Below are 15,608 nucleotides of genomic sequence, written 5' to 3'. Positions count from 1 at the left end.
AATTCGGCGGGTGAATTAATTCTCGGCTTTGGAGGCAATAAGATAAAATACTGGAATAAATTAACCGCTATATGAAAATCGTATGGCCCTATCGCTCAGGCTGCTGCGCTGCTTCGTTACGGCCGCGGAAACCGGCAGCACGACCGCTGCGGCGAAACAGTTGAACGTGTCGCAGCCTTCAATCTCAGTGGCGATCCGTGAGCTGGAAGCGCTGTTCGACGCGCCGCTCTTCGCGCGCGGCGCAGGCACCGGCATGACGCTTACGCATTTCGGACAACGAAAGCTGGCCGAGGCGCGCCACCTGCTCGCCTCGGCATTGGCGTTCGCCACCGACGACGTTGGCGAAGGCGACGGCGGCCTCGTTCAGATCGGCGTGTTCCGCACGATCGCGCCGGTTTATCTGCCGCGTGTGCTCAAGCTCGCGCAGGCGCGCTTTCCGGGTCTCACCGTGCAGTTCCGCGAAGGTGACCTGGCGCAACTCGATGAGTGGCTGCGCAAGCGCCAGATCGATCTCGCACTCATGTACGACGTGGGCTTGCCCGGGGACATCGAGCGCGAGTGCCTCGCCGAACTCAAGCCGTACGCGCTCTTGCCCTACGCGTCATCGCTCGCGAAGCGCCGGCGCGCGATCTCGCTGCACGAACTCGCGGAGCAGCCATTCATCCAGATCGACCTGCCGCAGAGCCGCGACTTTCTGATGGCCCCATTCTGGCAGCACGGCCTGTCGCCCAACGTGCAGTATCGGGCGACGTCCATTGAACTCGTGCGCGCGATGGTGGCAAGCGGGCTGGGCGTGTCGCTGCTAATTACGCAAAGTCCCGCGGCCGAGAAGACGCCGCTCGTTGCCGAGCGGCCGATACGTGAAGCCACCGTGATTCAGCCGCTCGTGATTGCACGACCCGCGCGTGTGCCGCACACGCGAGCCTCGGAACTGCTCACCGCCTGCGTGCGCGACGCGGTGACTGAAGCAACGCGCGAGCGGGTCGGAAAATGATCGATGTGGGCATCAAGCGTCGTCCGCATTAATTCCGTCACCGTTGCGCCCATCATTGGGTCATCCATTGAAAGGCCATTCGGCATCACGGCCGGCATCAGGGCCAGCCGTATGTGAAGGCGCCTCCTCAAGATTTGCCGACCGGCTGGCAGGCAGGCAGGCAGGGAAAGCACGCACAGATTGCGCCATCGGCAAACCAGACGCACCACATGCCCGCCACCGCATAGCGTTCGTGGGTTTCAGCGGATATGCATACGCTTGCCAACCGCGCCCAAGCGCGCCCTGCCCTCTTCGACAGAGCGCCACAGCAAGATTGATCCCGATGGTCGTTAGCTGCCGCTAATTTCCCGCGTACTCGCGCAAACACGGCCAATCTGCTTTTTATATTCACTGCGCATGGTTTCGATTTATTTTTCGCGGGCGTCCAGTTTTTTTCTGGTAGAAAGCAATACGTAAGAATTGAGCGGAGCCGCCGCTCATTGGAGCCTCGACCCATGAATCTTCCGAAACGCATGCTCGTAGCCAACGTCGCCTGGGCGCAGGAAATTGCCCGACGCGACCCGCAGTTCTTCAGCGCGCTAGCCGCCGGACAGAAGCCGCAAGTGCTCTGGATTGGCTGTTCCGATAGCCGCGTACCGGCCGAAAGCGTCACCCACTGCGCACCAGGCGACCTCTTCGTCCACCGAAACATCGCCAACCTGTTCCACCCCGACGACGACAACAACATGAGCGTGCTTGAATATGCGGTGCGCGTACTCCGGGTCGCACACATTATTGTCTGCGGCCATTACGGATGCGGCGGCGTACGCGCCTCGCTGCTCCCACCCGCCGGCGCTCTGCCGCACGTGAACCGGCGCATCAAGCCGCTTTGCGCGCTCGCGCAGACGCATCGCGCGGCCCTCGAACGCCTGCCGTCGGAAGAAGCTCGCATCAACCATCTTGCCGAACTCAACGTGATCGAGCAGGTGCGCCTGCTGCGCGGACATCCACTCGTGCGTGAGAGCGAACCCGCACCGCTCGTGCACGGATGGATCTTTTCGCTCAGCGACGGCCAGTTGCGCGAACTCGCTTCGGGCTACGATGCGACAACAACGTTGGCAATCGCGGCAACCTGATCATTCATTCTCAATTGCGTGTCCCCTTCAGGCGTGCGTCGGCCGTCGTGGCCCGGCACTCGCACAAAGCACGCACTCGCGTTTTCCACCCGTCTCTTCTTCCTGCTTCCGTCATGACTTCAAGAGCTTCTCTGTCCGCGCTTGCGCGCGACTTCGCTGCCGGCACCGTCGTCTTTCTCGTCGCGCTACCCTTGTGTCTCGGCATCGCAAGAGCCTCCGGCGCCGAGCCATTAGCCGGTCTCGTTTCTGGTATTGTCGGCGGCATCGTCGTCGCCGCGCTCAGCGGTTCGCGCTTGAGTGTGAGCGGCCCCGCCGCGGGACTCGTTGTGATCGTCGTGGATGGCATCGCACGCCTTGGCGGCTTCTCCGCATTTCTGCTCGCGGTGCTGCTTTCGGGCGTCATACAGTTCGGCTTTGGCATGCTGAGAGCCGGCCGGCTCGCCTCCTATGTGCCCACGCCCGTTATCAAAGGCATGCTCGCCGCAATCGGTCTGCTGCTGGTCGTGAAGCAAATCCCGCTCGCACTGGGACTTGCGTCAGCGCACCGCACCGAATCATTCCTGGCTGCACTTCAGTCGATTTCTCCCATCGCATGCATCGTTGCCGCGCTTTCGCTCGCCATCCTCGCGGCGTGGGAAACAAGTGCCCTGCGACGCTTTTCGCTCGTGCGGCTCGTGCCTGCACCGCTTGCCGTTGTGGTTGCCGGCGTAAGTGTCACAGTGGTTTGCGGCGCGCTCGGGCCTACGTTTGCGCTCCCGGTCGAACACCGTGTGGCACTGCCTGCAATCGGGTCGTTAGCGGCACTGGGCGACGCCCTGAAATTTGGCGACTTTGAGCTGAGCTTCGCACTTCTCGCCTCTCCGGAGATCTGGATCGTGGCGTTGACCTTGGCCGTCGTTGCAAGTCTCGAGACCTTGTTGAGTCTCGAAGCCGTCGAGCAGATCGACCCGCTGCGACGCACGGCACCGCCAGACCGCGAACTGAAGGCGCAAGGCGTCGGCAATTTCATCGCGGGCGCCGTTGGAGGATTGCCAATTACATCGGTCATCGTACGCAGTTCGGCAAACGTGCACGCCGGTGCGCAAAGCCGGCTCTCAGCAATCGTGCACGGCGTGCTGCTGCTTGTCAGCGTGTTCGCCCTCACCGATGTCATCAACCTGATTCCGCTCGCAAGCCTGGCCGCAATTCTGATACATACAGGCGTCAAGCTCGCCAAACCCTCGCTATTCGTGGGACTCGCGAAACAGGGCGCAGCGCCGTTCGCGCCATTCATTGTGACTGTCACTGGTGTCCTTGCCACCGATCTGCTTACCGGGATCATGCTTGGCGTGCTCTGCAGCGTCGGGCTGGCACTGTGGGCGAACCTGCATCGGCCGATTGCGCTCGCGCAGCACGACGACCATTTTCTGCTCTCGTTTCGCAAGGATGTGTCGTTCCTCGGCAAGGTGCCGCTCAAGCAGATGCTCACCCGCATTCCTGACCGTGCCACGGTAATCGTCGACACCACGCGTGCCGACTTCATTGATCACGACGTCCGTGAGTTGCTCGAGCGTTTCTTCGCCGACGCGAAGCAACGCTCGATAGTGGTCGAGATGCGGCATGCAGCACACGTGCCCCCTCCTGTGACGCGGACATGGAGGTCGACCCCGGACCTCGCGGCCGAGGCCCGCTCAAACTGAAGAGAGAATGCACGCCCCGCCTTCAAGTTCCGCCAGGGGCGCATTGAACCTGCCGCGATTCGGGCCAGACAGCTGCGTGACCCTCGGCCAAGGCTTTCTGCCGGGCGCGGTGGGGTTCACGTAGCGCAGCGGGCGATCGGTAGGCATGGGCATCGAGCATGTCCCCCGCGCACAGATCGCACAAGGCAAGCCCGGATATCGCAATGCAGCGAAGCTGCACCGCTTTAACGCGGCGAATGACGCATTGAAAGCCGCCAGCGTTCGATACCACGCCCATTGGGCGCTCATGCTGCGCGCGCTCGCGCACAAGCCGCGCACGCATGTATTTGGCGGAGCGCCCGAAATGTCCGGGAGATTCCGGATGACGCTAACCGCTACCGTCCCGCACCCTCACGAACTCCAGCGTATCGAGTTCGTCCGTCTCGGGCGCCACCACGACGCGATTGCGGCCTGCCGCTTTCGCCATGTAGAGTGCCGCGTCTGCCCGCGCCATTGCGCTCTCCAGCGTATCGCCAGGCAAGATCTCGCTGACCCCGACGCTGAACGTGCAGCGCACGCCATCGTCAGGCGATCGTTCGGCAACAAGCCGAAGTGCGTTGGCCATTCGCGCGGCATCGGTTTTGCGGGTATCTGCAAACAAGATCGCGAACTCTTCGCCGCCCAGCCGTCCCAAAAGATCGCACGACCGCAGCCCGTCGGACACCACCGATGCGACGCGCGCAAGAACACGATCACCGACTGCATGGCCAAAGCCGTCGTTGACGGCCTTGAAATTGTCGACGTCGAGGATCGCGATGGACAGCCGCCTGGACTTTTCCTGCGCCTCGGAAAGCAGCAGGTTCGCCCTGGACATGAACGCGCGCCGCATGAGTACGCCCGTCAGTTCGTCGATGGTCGCGAGTTTTTCCATCCTTCGGGCGAGCTGATCGTGTGCGAGCATCACCATGCCGATCGACATGCACGGTAACGTGACGACCGCCAGTCCGAGCAGCAGAACGTTCCAGAGCGACAGTTGCAGGAATGTAGTGGGCGGCACGACACCGGACGCTGCCGCAACTATCCGCGCGAGGTGTACCAACGCGCCAAGGTAAGCCGCTGCAGCCAGGAATCGATGCGCGTAGCGCGTGCCGTCCCTCGGCGCGTGACGCAGGGCCAACGTACCCACGGTGATGCGTCCATACGCAAACACAATGGATGCCAGCGTGACCCTCGCATGGAGATCAGGCGATACGCACGTAAAGTACGCCAGCGCTACAACGACGATCACGATCGCCACTGACTCGTCACGACGTACAGGACTAAGGCCGAAAAACTGACGCATGCCCTGAACAAGCAGCATCACGGCGCCCAGCGTAAGGAGCAGGACGCCCAGGATTGCGCCCGGACCAGGCTGATTGCCGACGACCAACACCCATGACGAAGCCGAAGCCAATAGCGCGTAAGCGAAACACCAACGACCAACTCCCGCCACGGCTGTCCGAAGCAGCGAACCCAGGATGGCAACGCTCATCAGGCAAGATACGATCAAGATGCCGAACAAGGCGATGGCGCTGAGCATGAAATTGGGCTGGCAATGAAAAGGAAGGGCGGCCTGAAATAAGAAAGCCGGCAGTCAATCGTTGAAAGCAAAACGAAAAACAAGAGTCGCGCAACGCTGGCACGCGCCTAATGCGTATCGTATCCCACGCGGGGTTGGATGAATACGAGCAGATATGGAAGGAAACCGATTCCGGCGAGCCTCCGCACTGAGAGAACATAAAGCGCCTCTTCCTCAATCGACGAGGACGTGCGCCACGTGCGGATATTCGACATGGGCGGCAGGCTTTGACCTTCGAATCGTGCAAAATCTGGCGCTTTGTCTGGAAAAGCGACGACTGTTCACATACTTACGCATCCGTCGACTGCGCAAGAACTGCGAGGTCGCGCAGCCTTGCCACGCCGGACGTGCGTGAGCCTGGCGCCAACCCGGGCGCGAAACTACATGTGCGCGACTGCACGGTAATGCAGCGCGCGCTGCACCAACATCGACGCTGGCAGAACGCAAAGGGCGGCCATGGCGCGACCGGGGAAGACGGAGCTCGTGACCGCGGATTCCGAAAACACAACCGAGGATTGAGCGATGAGCGACCAGATTCTGGCAGCACTGATGAGCGCCCCGAAGTGGGGGCAACTGTTTCGGCACATCGACGGCGGCATCTACCGCTTCGCGGGGTTGGCGCAGCACGCCGACGACAACTCACTGTTATATCTCTACTACCACGTCTGGCCGTTCGAGCGCCCGGCGATACCGTGGGCACGCCACTCAGACCAGTGGGGCTCGCACTTCACGCCCATCACTGAGCAGGACCTGGCGGAAGCCATGCGGCAGGACCGCATGCAAGCGCAGCAGGCCGTGCGCGGCGTCGATACCGATTCGCCCCGCGCGCCTGAGACACTCTAGATCACCGGCCGCCGCGCTCGACCGGCAACCACTAATCGACGACAATGATCGACGACCATGAAATGCGCTCCGCCCTCGCGGCGGGAACCGCTTGCTGCCTCACTCTTCGACACGACATACATCCCTGATGCCCTCTCTGCACGTCAACGCGCGCGCCTTCGACACAATCATCATCGGCGCTGGCTCGATGGGCATGGCTGCCGGGTATTACCTCGCCAAAGCCGGCAACGGGGTGCTCATGCTCGACGCCGGCGATCCGCCTCATGACATTGGTTCGCATCATGGAAGCACGCGCCTTATCCGTCATGCCTACGGAGAGGGTGCCGCTTATGTCCCGCTGGCGTTGCGGGCGCAGCAGCTCTGGACCGAACTGGAGCTCGAGACGGCTACTCCCCTCTTCGCGCGCACCGGTGTGGCCAACATCGGTCTGCCCGGCGACCACTTTCTGGATGAGGTCAGGCAAAGCGCCATCCGGTACGGGCTGACGCTGGAGACACTCGACGGCGGCGAGGCACGCAGCCGATGGCCAGCATGGCGACTTTCCAAAGAGCATATCGTTCACTTCGAACCCGACGCTGGCGTGCTGTATTGCGAACGTGCGCTCAGCGCTTACCGGACACTCGCTTCCATGCATGGCGTGGCGCTGCGTACGAACGCGACGGTCAGCGGCATCGAATGGCGTGCGCCGGATAGCGTCGATGTCGTGACGCGCGAGGGAGAACGGTACTCCGCGCAAGCGCTCATCGTGTGTGCGGGCAAATGGACGCGCACGTTGCTGGCCCCGCTGGGCATGGCGCTTCCTGTGACTCGCGTACGCAAGAGCTTCGCCTGGTTCGAGCCCGCGCCGGACTTCGGCCCGGATCGCTTCCCCGGCTTCGCGTTCACATCGGCGACCGGCCAGTTCTACGGCTTCCCCGACCTGGGCGGCGAGGGACTCAAGGTCGGCAGGCATGACGGGGGACAGCACATCGCGGCAGACGCAGAGCTCACCCCGTTCGGGTCCGAGCCGACCGATCTCGGTGATCTGCGGGCGTTCCTGCAGCAATTCCTGCCGGGAGCCGGAGCGCTTCGAACGGGAAGGATCTGCGAATACGACGTCACGCCGGACGAGCATTTCATCATCGATGCCGTGCCAGCCTGCCCGAACGTCCTGGTCGCAACCGGTTTTTCCGGACACGGATTCAAGTTTGCCAGCGCTATCGGCGAGGCACTGGCCGAGCGCCTCACAAAAGGTGTGAGTCGTGCGGATTTATCGCTTTTCTCATTCGAACGCTTCACTGGCGGCCCTGCATAACAACCGTAGCTGTCACCAACTACATGGACAGCCTGAAGCGGTCCAATCGGACTTCCGCAGCGCTCGAACTAACCATACTATCGCGCGAAATCAGGCGATTCCTGGCGAACAGGTGGCGGCCGCTTCGCATGCGATCAGTTCAGCTTCGATTCGATCCGGTCCTTGGAGTCGGCCCCGCCGCCTGCGTGATGCCCTTCACCGCCCATCGGTCAGGAGGTCGTCTGGAACGAAGCAATCTTGTTCCGGCCGGTTGTCTTCGCGTCATACAACGCCTCGTCGGCCGCCTTGATCACCGCGCCGGCGTCGCCATCCTCTTCCGGCGTCCAGCTAGCCATTCCGATGCTGGCAGTCACGCGCCCATACTCGCTGCTCACGTGCTCGATGGCGAGTCCGCTGATCGCGGCACGGATTTTCTCCGCGATCGCAAAGGCCCCGGTCATTGACGTGTTGGGCAGCAACACGACGAACTCCTCCCCGCCATAGCGGGCGGCGATATCGCCCGGACGCCGGATGCTCTCGCCGATGCACCGCGCGACGGCTGCCAGCGCATCGTCCCCTGCCTGGTGACCATACGTGTCGTTGTACGCCTTGAAGCGGTCGACATCGACAAACAACAGCGAAAACACGCTGCGCGCGCGACGCGCCCTGCGCCATTCCTGTTCGAGGATCTCGCCGAACGTGCGGCGGTTGTTGAGTCCGGTGAGACCATCGGTCCGGGCCAGCAGCACCAGTTCCGATTCTGCCCGCATGCGGCGACGCAACTGGACGCTCAGTAGCACGGACAGCGCAATAAGTGCTGCGCCAAACGCTGCCACCAGCAGGCCAATCGTCAGGGCGCGATGACGCCACGCTGCATAGATATCCTGTTCGGCTTCCGCGACCATGATGATCAATGGCAGATTCGGCAGGTTCTTGAAGTAGTAAAGCCGTCGAACGCCATCAATCGATGCCGTCTCGATAAACGTCCCTTCCGTCGCAGACACAAAACGACGGAACGTGCTCGCCTTGCTGATATCTCGCCCGGGAATGCGCGGGTCGTACGGCTGGCGCATGACCATGATGCCGTCCTTGCCAATCAACGACATCGAGCCATGCGGGCCCAGCGACAGGCCGGAGAACAGGCTGTGAAAATACTCGAGATTGATCGCCAGCAGCACAATGCCGGCAAACGTGCCGTCCGGATGCGAGAGTCGTCGCGACAGGGCGATGCTGGGTGTGCCGTTGCGTAGTCGCGAGTCGTACGGATCGCTAACATAGAGACCGACGTTCGGATTGTCGCGCTGGACCGTGAAGGATTTGCGGTCCGCAAAGTTGCCCTTGCGCGGCACGTCGTTGGCCGAATCCAGCACGATGTTGCCGGCGGCATCCATCACCAGCATCGAGCCGAGAAATTTGGCTGTCATCGCGTGATCGAACAGCACATCATGCCGCAAGTGCGGCGGCAACGCCATCACGTCCGCCCTTTGCAGCCCTTGTGCCACCTCCTGCAGCGACAGATCATAAAGCTCAAAGTTGCGCTCGATGTCGCGCTCGGCGACGAGACCGAGATTGCGCGAGGTTTCGCTCGCCCGGTCAAGCGCATCCTGCCGGCTTTGCAGCAATTGCAAGACGCAAAGGCCGACCAGCGCGCAGGCGATCAGGATGCCACCCACCACGATGGCGTAAGGGGCTGTTTCCCGAGTCTTCATTGTCTTTTACGGGCGGGGAGGAGCCTATGTGGCACTGGTTTCCGCATACTAAAAAGAGCGCGCCCAGAGTGCAAGCCGCTTCTCACCACGGAATAACGGTTCAAAACGGCCCGACCTTGAGGGGGCCACATCAGTCAACAGCAAACCAGGCGGCACCAGCTTCCCGGACGATTCCCGCTGCATGCCTTCAGGTTCGCGAATTGCTTCCGTCACGTGGCACTTTACAGGAGAGTCGGAATGCCAACTGGCCAACTTCCCGCCGGGGTCGTCCAGGCGCCCCATCCGGGGACGATTTTGCGTGACTGCGTGCTGCCGGGATTGAGTTTGACCATCAGTCAGGCCGCGCGGGAACTGGGCGTTTCGCGCCAATCCCTGCACCGCCTGCTCGGCGGCACGTCAGCGTTCACCCCGGGAACGGCTGCCCGTCTCGCGAGACTGTCCGGTGTGCCTTCGATGTATTGGCTACATCTGCAGTGCGAGTACGACCTTGAGCGCGCCCAGGTTTCGCTGGTGAACGTCCTCCCCGCGATACCGCGGCACCGTCTTTCCCCGGAAATCCTTAAACAGCTGGGAGCGATTGATGAGCGCTGAGACGGAATGCGTGCGCAAAGCCCGGACCGGCGTTCCCGGACTCGACGATGTTCTGATCGGGGGCTTCACTGAAGGACACCTTTTTCTGCTGGAGGGTGCTCCCGGGACCGGCAAGACGACAATCGCCCTGCGATTCGTCCTTACCGGTGCGCAAGCGGGCGAGCCGGGCCTCTACATCACCCTCTCCGAAACGGAAAAGGAATTGCGCAATGGGGCCCTCTCGCACGGATGGCGTCTGGACGAGAACATCGAGGTGTTCGAGGTGACTCCCCCGGAGAGCCTGGTTGATGCCAACCAGCAGCAGAGTCTGCTGTACTCGTCCGACCTGGAACTGGGCGAGACCATCAAGGCAATCCTGGGCGCATTCGAACGCGTCAAGCCACGACGCGTTGTCCTCGACAGCCTGTCCGAGATTCGTCTGCTCGCCCAAAGCTCCCTGCGTTACCGCCGACAGGTCCTGGCCTTGAAGCACTATTTTTCGCGGTACGGCGCAACGGTTCTGTTGCTCGACGATTTGAGCTCGGAAGCTACCGATAGAACTGTCCATAGCATCGCCCACGGCGTTATCAAGCTGGATGAACTCGCGCAGGACTATGGAGCCGAGCGGCGCAGGCTGAAAATCTCGAAGTACCGTGGCCAGGCTTACCGCGGCGGCTATCACGACTTTGCGATCAGAACGGGGGGCGTTCGCATCTTCCCGCGCCTCGTCGCCGCCGAACATCGCAGCCGGCTCGCGCGCGAGAGCGTCAGCAGTGGCGTCGCGCAACTCGATACGCTGCTCGGCGGCGGCGTGGAACAGGGGTCCAGTACGCTGATTCTCGGGCCCGCCGGGGCGGGCAAATCGACCTTCGCGCTGCAGTTTGTGTCCGCGGCGCTTGAGCGTGGCGAAAAAGCCGCCCTGTTCGTCTTTGACGAGGAACTGGGGCTGCTGTTCGATCGCACCCGAAAGATGGGATTCGACCTGGAGACCATGTTCGAGGCGGGCAACCTGCACATCGCTCAGGTGGATGCGGCGGAGATGTCTCCCGGAGAGTTTGCCTGCAGCGTGCGCGCCGCCGTCGATGAGGCGCAGGCGAAAACGGTGGTGATCGACAGCCTCAATGGCTATCAGGCAGCCATGCCAGAAGAAAACGCGCTTGTGGTTCACATCCACGAGTTGCTGCAATATCTGAACCGCCAGGGTGCGACCACCTTCCTCACCGTTGCGCAGCATGGCCTGGTCGGCGACATGAAGGCCCCGGTGGAAGTCACCTACCTCGCGGATACGGTCATCCTCCTGCGCTACTTCGAGGCGCTTGGCCGGGTGCGCCGCGCGGTGTCCGTGATCAAGAAGCGCACCGGTCGCCACGAAGAAACGATCCGCGAGTTTCGCATCGGCCAGGGCGGGCTGACAGTGGGCGCCCCACTAGAAGAATTCCAGGGCGTATTGCACGGCGTGCCGTCCTTCGTCGGAAACATCGGACCGCTGCTGCACCCCGGGCTCACTGGCGATGGCAACGTCTAAGCGAAATGGCTGTCCTGCGTTGATCCTGGCGCCGCTCGGGCGAGATGCAGCCGTCGCGGCTACCCTTTTGCAGCAGTCCGGGATTGAGTCGATTGTTTGCCAGGATCTGCCGCAATTCGCAGCGCTGCTGGGCGACGGAGTCTGCTGTGCGGTCGTGACGGAAGAGGCACTGCGCGGCGCCGATCTCGCTGCCGTCACGGCCTGGGTGGCGGGGCAACCGAGCTGGTCGGACTTCCCGTTTATCGTCCTGACGCAGCACGGCGGATTTTCTGATCCGTACCCTGGCGCGCAAAGCCTCTCGAAGCGGCTCGGCAACGTCATCTTTCTCGAACGCCCGTTTCACCCGATGACATTTATCAGCGTGGTGCGAACCGCACAACGAGGACGTTCCCGGCAATACGAAGCGCGTTCCCTCATTGAAGATCTGCACGAAGGTGAGGCACGACTGCGGACGGCGCTGACCGCGGGCCAGCTTGGCGCGTGGGAACTGGACCTGCCCATGTTCAGGTTGAACGCGTCCGCAGCCTGCAGGGCCGTATTCGGCCAGCCGCCGGGCCGGTCCTTTACCTATGGAGACCTGGAAGCGAGCGTTCACAGCGACGACCGGGCCCGGGTGCGCGAGGCCGTGCGTCAGAGCATGGGGACGGGCTGTGACCTCGCTTGCGAATGCCGCAACTTTTGGCCTGACGGCACGCTCCATTGGGGGGAGCTTCGAGCCCGGCTAGTGCGTGACAGGACGAATAACGCCATGCGTCTCGTTGGCGTCTGCTCCGACGTCACCGCAAGAAAAACCGCTGAAGAACACCTGCGGCGCCTCAATGAGACGCTTGAAGCGAAGGTGCTCGAGCGCACGGCGCAACTCGAGCGCGCACATGAGGCCGTCCTCGAGGAAGCCCGCCAGCGCGAGCGCACGGAAGAAGCGCTGCGCCAGGTTCAAAAAATGGAAATGATCGGGCAGCTGACGGGTGGCGTGGCCCACGACTTCAATAATCTGCTCATGGCGGTGATGGGCAACCTCGAACTATTACGCAAGCAACTTTCCGGGGAAAGGGTCGTGCGCCTGATCGATGGTGCGCTTCGGGGCGCCCAGCGCGGCGCGTCACTGACCCAGCGTCTGCTCGCATTCGCCAGGCAGCAAGACCTCCGGATAGAACCGAGTAACTTGTCCAGCCTGATTCGTGGAATGACCGACCTGCTCGAGCGTTCTGTGGGGCCGGGCATCGAACTGAAGTTCGGGTTGCCCGACCAGTTGCCACTCACGCTTGTCGATGCCAACCAGATCGAACTTGCTCTCCTCAATCTGGTCGTCAATGCGCGTGACGCGATGCCTGACGGCGGGACGATCATGGTCCGCGTCGACGCGGTTTCGTCAACCGGTTGCGTGGATCTCACCGGGGGCGACTATGTGCGCGTCACCGTGGGCGATACCGGGTGTGGAATGGATGCGGAAACGCTCTCCAGGGCCACCGAGCCTTTTTTCACGACGAAGGAAGTCGGCAAAGGCACGGGACTCGGCCTTTCCATGATCCATGGCCTGGCGCGCCAGTTGAACGGCGCGTTACGGCTCAACAGCGAGGCCGGCCACGGCACACAGGCTGAGCTGTGGCTGCCGGTCACCTCGCGGGCGCCCTGCGCGCCGGAGCCCCCCGAAAGGGCCTCTCAGGAAAGTGCGCAGCTTGTTGGGCGCGCCACCATTTTGCTCGTAGACGACGATGCGCTGATCTCGACGAGTACCGCATATCTGCTCGAAGACCTGGGACACGAGGTCATCGGCGCCAATTCGGGCGAGGATGCGCTGGACGTCCTCAGGAACGAGCAGAAAGTGGACCTTCTCATCACCGATTACTCAATGCCCAAAATGAATGGCGCGCAGCTGGCGCGCGCTGCACGTGAGCTAAGACCCGGTCTCCCGGTTCTCATCGCCACAGGATACGCAGATCTGCCACAGAACACGAACATGGATATTCCACGGCTGCGCAAACCGTATCAGCAGAAGCAGCTCATAGCGGAGATTGCCAAAGCGCTGTCCTTCGCACGATCTCGCTAACCTCATCAAGCGTGCAGACCTCTCGCGACGTGAGGGATTCATGGCATGGATGGTCAACACTCCAGCGCCCGGCCCCGCCCCCTTCTTGATGAAGTTCTCCTCGCCTTTGAACCATACATGCTGAGTCCCAGAGCGACGCCACGAACTACACGGCTTGGGTATGTCGATGCACTCCCTGCGCAACTGGCTGAAGGCCTACGGGCCGGCAAGCTCATTGGTCCGGGGGCGTAAGTCGTTACGGCGGAACAAATGGAGCTCTCGCGGCGGCGAACGGAGTACGGGTTGTGCATCGCGACCGCACATGCGAGGTTGTATCGCCATGTATCTGGCGCGCTCCGCGACACACGCTGTTTCGTGGGCGAGCGGGCCAGACATCTGCCCGATACACGTGCACCCCACTATGGTCGAACACTTCATCAAGGAGACGTCCTCATGTTCGATCGACTGAAGATTGCGGCGGCCCTCGCCGCGTTCGCCGGGATGGCCGCCACTGGTGCCTGGGCGGCTTTTGCATCCGACCCGAATCCCGAGTCCGAACCGGCGCCCGTGCAAACCGGCGCGATCGCGCCCGACTTCACTGGCACCGGCGCCTGGCTCAACAGCGCGCCGCTCGACCTCAAGCAATTGCGCGGCAAGGTGATATTAGTCGAATTCTGGACGTTCGATTGCATCAACTGCGCGCACACGCTGCCCTATGTGAAGGACTGGTACGCCCGCTATCACGACAAGGGGCTAGTGGTGATTGGCGTGCATACGCCCGAATATCCGTTCGAGCGCGACACGGGCAATCTGAAGAAAGCCATTGCGCGGTTCGGCATTCAGTATCCGGTCGTTCAGGACAACCAATATGCGACGTGGAATGCGTATGGAAACCAGTATTGGCCCGCGCTTTATCTCATCGATAAAAGCGGCAAGGTGGCTTACAAGCGCGTTGGCGAGGGGCGCTACGACGTGACCGAGCAGACGATACGGGATCTGTTGGGAGTGGATGGCAAACACGGGTGATACGTTATTCTGAAAGAAAAAGCACCGGCAACGGTGCTTTTTTTACATCCTTACGAATAATCGCGACGAACCCGCATCACAAATGCGTCACTTGCAAAATAGCTTCGGCAAATGCCTTGGGTGCTTCCTGCGGCAAGTCATGACCAATGCCGCCGGCAATATCGCGGTGGACATACTTGCCCGCAAACTTCTTCGCATAAGCGGCCGGTTGCGGATGCGGCGCGCCATTGGCATCGCCTTCGAGGGTAATCGTGGGCACCGAAATAGTGGGTGCGGTGGCCAGTTTCTGCTCGATGCTGTCGTATTTCGATTCACCCTGGGCGAGGCCGAGACGCCACCGATAATTGTGGACGACGACCGCCACGTGATCCGGATTCTCGAACGCCGCAGCTGAGCGCGCGTAGGTCGCATCGTCGAAATTCCATTTGGGCGACGCCAGTTTCCAGATCAGCTTGTTGAATGCTTCACGGTTTTCCGCGTAACCCCGCTCGCCGCGTTCGGTCGCGAAATAATACTGATACCACCACTGAAACTCCGCCTCCGGCGGCAGTGGCTTCCTGTTCGCCGCCTGGCTGCCGATCAGGTAGCCGCTCACCGAAACCAGCCCCTTGACCCGTTCGGGCCACAGCGCGGCGATGATGTTGGCCGTGCGCGCCCCCCAGTCGTAGCCGCCAAGCACGGCCTGATCGATCTTCAGGGCATCCATCAGCGCGACGATGTCGACGGCGGTCGCGGCCTGCTGCCCGTTGCGCGGCGTATCCGCTGAGAGAAAGCGCGTCGATCCGTAGCCGCGCAGATATGGCACGATCACGCGATAGCCTGCCCCCGCGAGCAGCGGCGCGACCTCGGCATAGCTATGGATATCGTATGGCCAGCCGTGCAACAGCAACACCGGAATGCCGTTCTCCGGCCCCACCTGCGCGTAGCCTACGTTGAGCACGCCGGCATCGATCTGCTGGATCGGCCCGAATGACACGCCGCTACCCGTGCGCGCGCCCGACGACTGCGCGCGCGCAATGCTGCTCATACCGAGTTCCGCGAGGCTGACGCTCGCCAGCGCGGTGCCAAGAAGGCGGCGACGGCGGACATTGACGGGATCTGACATGACTCACTTCTCCTTTTTGATGGTGTTAGAGGGCTGCAACGGATTTATAGCCGAGTCATAAGAGAACGTTGTATGCCAATGTATCTGCCTTATCTCTGTACACACAACGAATCAATAACGCCACGTTCAAGACCTGCTGGACTTTA

General features: G+C 61.9%; 12 protein-coding genes. 9 read left to right on the top strand and 3 right to left on the bottom strand.

Features of this window, described 5'->3' with window-relative positions; translation table 11 throughout:
- Positions 1 to 82: 82 nt before the first annotated feature.
- The 3 genes from PWP93_RS24640 (at position 83) to PWP93_RS24630 (ending at position 3,788) form a co-directional block, all read left to right on the top strand.
- On the top strand, positions 83 to 994 hold the full coding sequence (locus PWP93_RS24640; RefSeq protein ID WP_421046393.1) for a LysR substrate-binding domain-containing protein: 912 nt from the start codon (positions 83 to 85) through the stop codon (positions 992 to 994).
- 494 nt (positions 995 to 1,488) lie between these two features.
- Positions 1,489 to 2,109, top strand: a complete 621-nt coding sequence (locus PWP93_RS24635; protein ID WP_421046392.1) for a carbonic anhydrase — start codon at positions 1,489 to 1,491, stop codon at positions 2,107 to 2,109.
- 113 nt (positions 2,110 to 2,222) lie between these two features.
- The gene (locus PWP93_RS24630) at positions 2,223 to 3,788 is read left to right on the top strand and encodes a SulP family inorganic anion transporter (protein ID WP_421046986.1); all 1,566 of its coding nucleotides are present in this window, start codon (positions 2,223 to 2,225) and stop codon (positions 3,786 to 3,788) included.
- Positions 3,789 to 4,155: 367 nt separating this feature from the next.
- Here PWP93_RS24630 and PWP93_RS24625 read toward each other — a convergent pair whose 3' ends face one another.
- Positions 4,156 to 5,346, bottom strand: a complete 1,191-nt coding sequence (locus PWP93_RS24625; protein ID WP_421046391.1) for a GGDEF domain-containing protein — start codon at positions 5,344 to 5,346, stop codon at positions 4,156 to 4,158.
- A 561-nt stretch (positions 5,347 to 5,907) separates the two neighbouring features.
- Between PWP93_RS24625 and PWP93_RS24620 the strand changes: the two genes are divergently transcribed.
- Both PWP93_RS24620 and solA read left to right on the top strand, forming a co-directional pair.
- Complete coding sequence (locus tag PWP93_RS24620; protein ID WP_421046390.1) at positions 5,908 to 6,228, top strand: hypothetical protein; 321 nt, start codon at positions 5,908 to 5,910, stop codon at positions 6,226 to 6,228.
- Between the two features lie 127 nt (positions 6,229 to 6,355).
- Complete coding sequence (gene solA / locus PWP93_RS24615) at positions 6,356 to 7,522, top strand: N-methyl-L-tryptophan oxidase (protein WP_421046389.1); 1,167 nt, start codon at positions 6,356 to 6,358, stop codon at positions 7,520 to 7,522.
- Positions 7,523 to 7,731: 209 nt separating this feature from the next.
- On the opposite strand, the gene PWP93_RS24610 is transcribed toward solA, so the two are convergent.
- Complete coding sequence (locus tag PWP93_RS24610; RefSeq protein ID WP_421046388.1) at positions 7,732 to 9,210, bottom strand: sensor domain-containing diguanylate cyclase; 1,479 nt, start codon at positions 9,208 to 9,210, stop codon at positions 7,732 to 7,734.
- 237 nt (positions 9,211 to 9,447) lie between these two features.
- Here PWP93_RS24610 and PWP93_RS24605 point away from each other — a divergent pair, with 237 nt between their 5' ends.
- The 4 genes from PWP93_RS24605 (at position 9,448) to PWP93_RS24590 (ending at position 14,357) form a co-directional block, all read left to right on the top strand.
- Positions 9,448 to 9,801, top strand: coding sequence for a HigA family addiction module antitoxin (locus PWP93_RS24605; protein ID WP_421027638.1), 354 nt, complete (start codon positions 9,448 to 9,450; stop codon positions 9,799 to 9,801).
- Complete coding sequence (locus tag PWP93_RS24600; protein ID WP_421046387.1) at positions 9,791 to 11,305, top strand: ATPase domain-containing protein; 1,515 nt, start codon at positions 9,791 to 9,793, stop codon at positions 11,303 to 11,305. The genes PWP93_RS24605 and PWP93_RS24600 overlap by 11 nt, the downstream gene beginning before the upstream one ends.
- Positions 11,292 to 13,352 carry an ATP-binding protein gene (locus tag PWP93_RS24595; RefSeq protein WP_421046386.1) on the top strand — a complete coding sequence of 687 codons (2,061 nt, stop codon included), beginning with the start codon at positions 11,292 to 11,294 and terminating at the stop codon, positions 13,350 to 13,352. Before PWP93_RS24600 ends, PWP93_RS24595 begins: the two co-directional genes overlap by 14 nt.
- 432 nt (positions 13,353 to 13,784) lie before the next feature.
- Positions 13,785 to 14,357, top strand: coding sequence for a thioredoxin family protein (locus PWP93_RS24590; protein ID WP_421046385.1), 573 nt, complete (start codon positions 13,785 to 13,787; stop codon positions 14,355 to 14,357).
- A gap of 76 nt (positions 14,358 to 14,433) precedes the next feature.
- Here PWP93_RS24590 and PWP93_RS24585 read toward each other — a convergent pair whose 3' ends face one another.
- Positions 14,434 to 15,462 carry an alpha/beta fold hydrolase gene (locus PWP93_RS24585; RefSeq protein WP_421046384.1) on the bottom strand — a complete coding sequence of 343 codons (1,029 nt, stop codon included), beginning with the start codon at positions 15,460 to 15,462 and terminating at the stop codon, positions 14,434 to 14,436.
- Positions 15,463 to 15,608 lie beyond the last annotated feature (146 nt).

The organism is Paraburkholderia sp. A1RI-2L (assembly GCF_048957375.1).
GTDB lineage: Bacteria > Pseudomonadota > Gammaproteobacteria > Burkholderiales > Burkholderiaceae > Paraburkholderia.
Note: the sequence above shows the minus strand (reverse complement) of the source record. Positions and strands in the feature narration are given on the sequence as shown.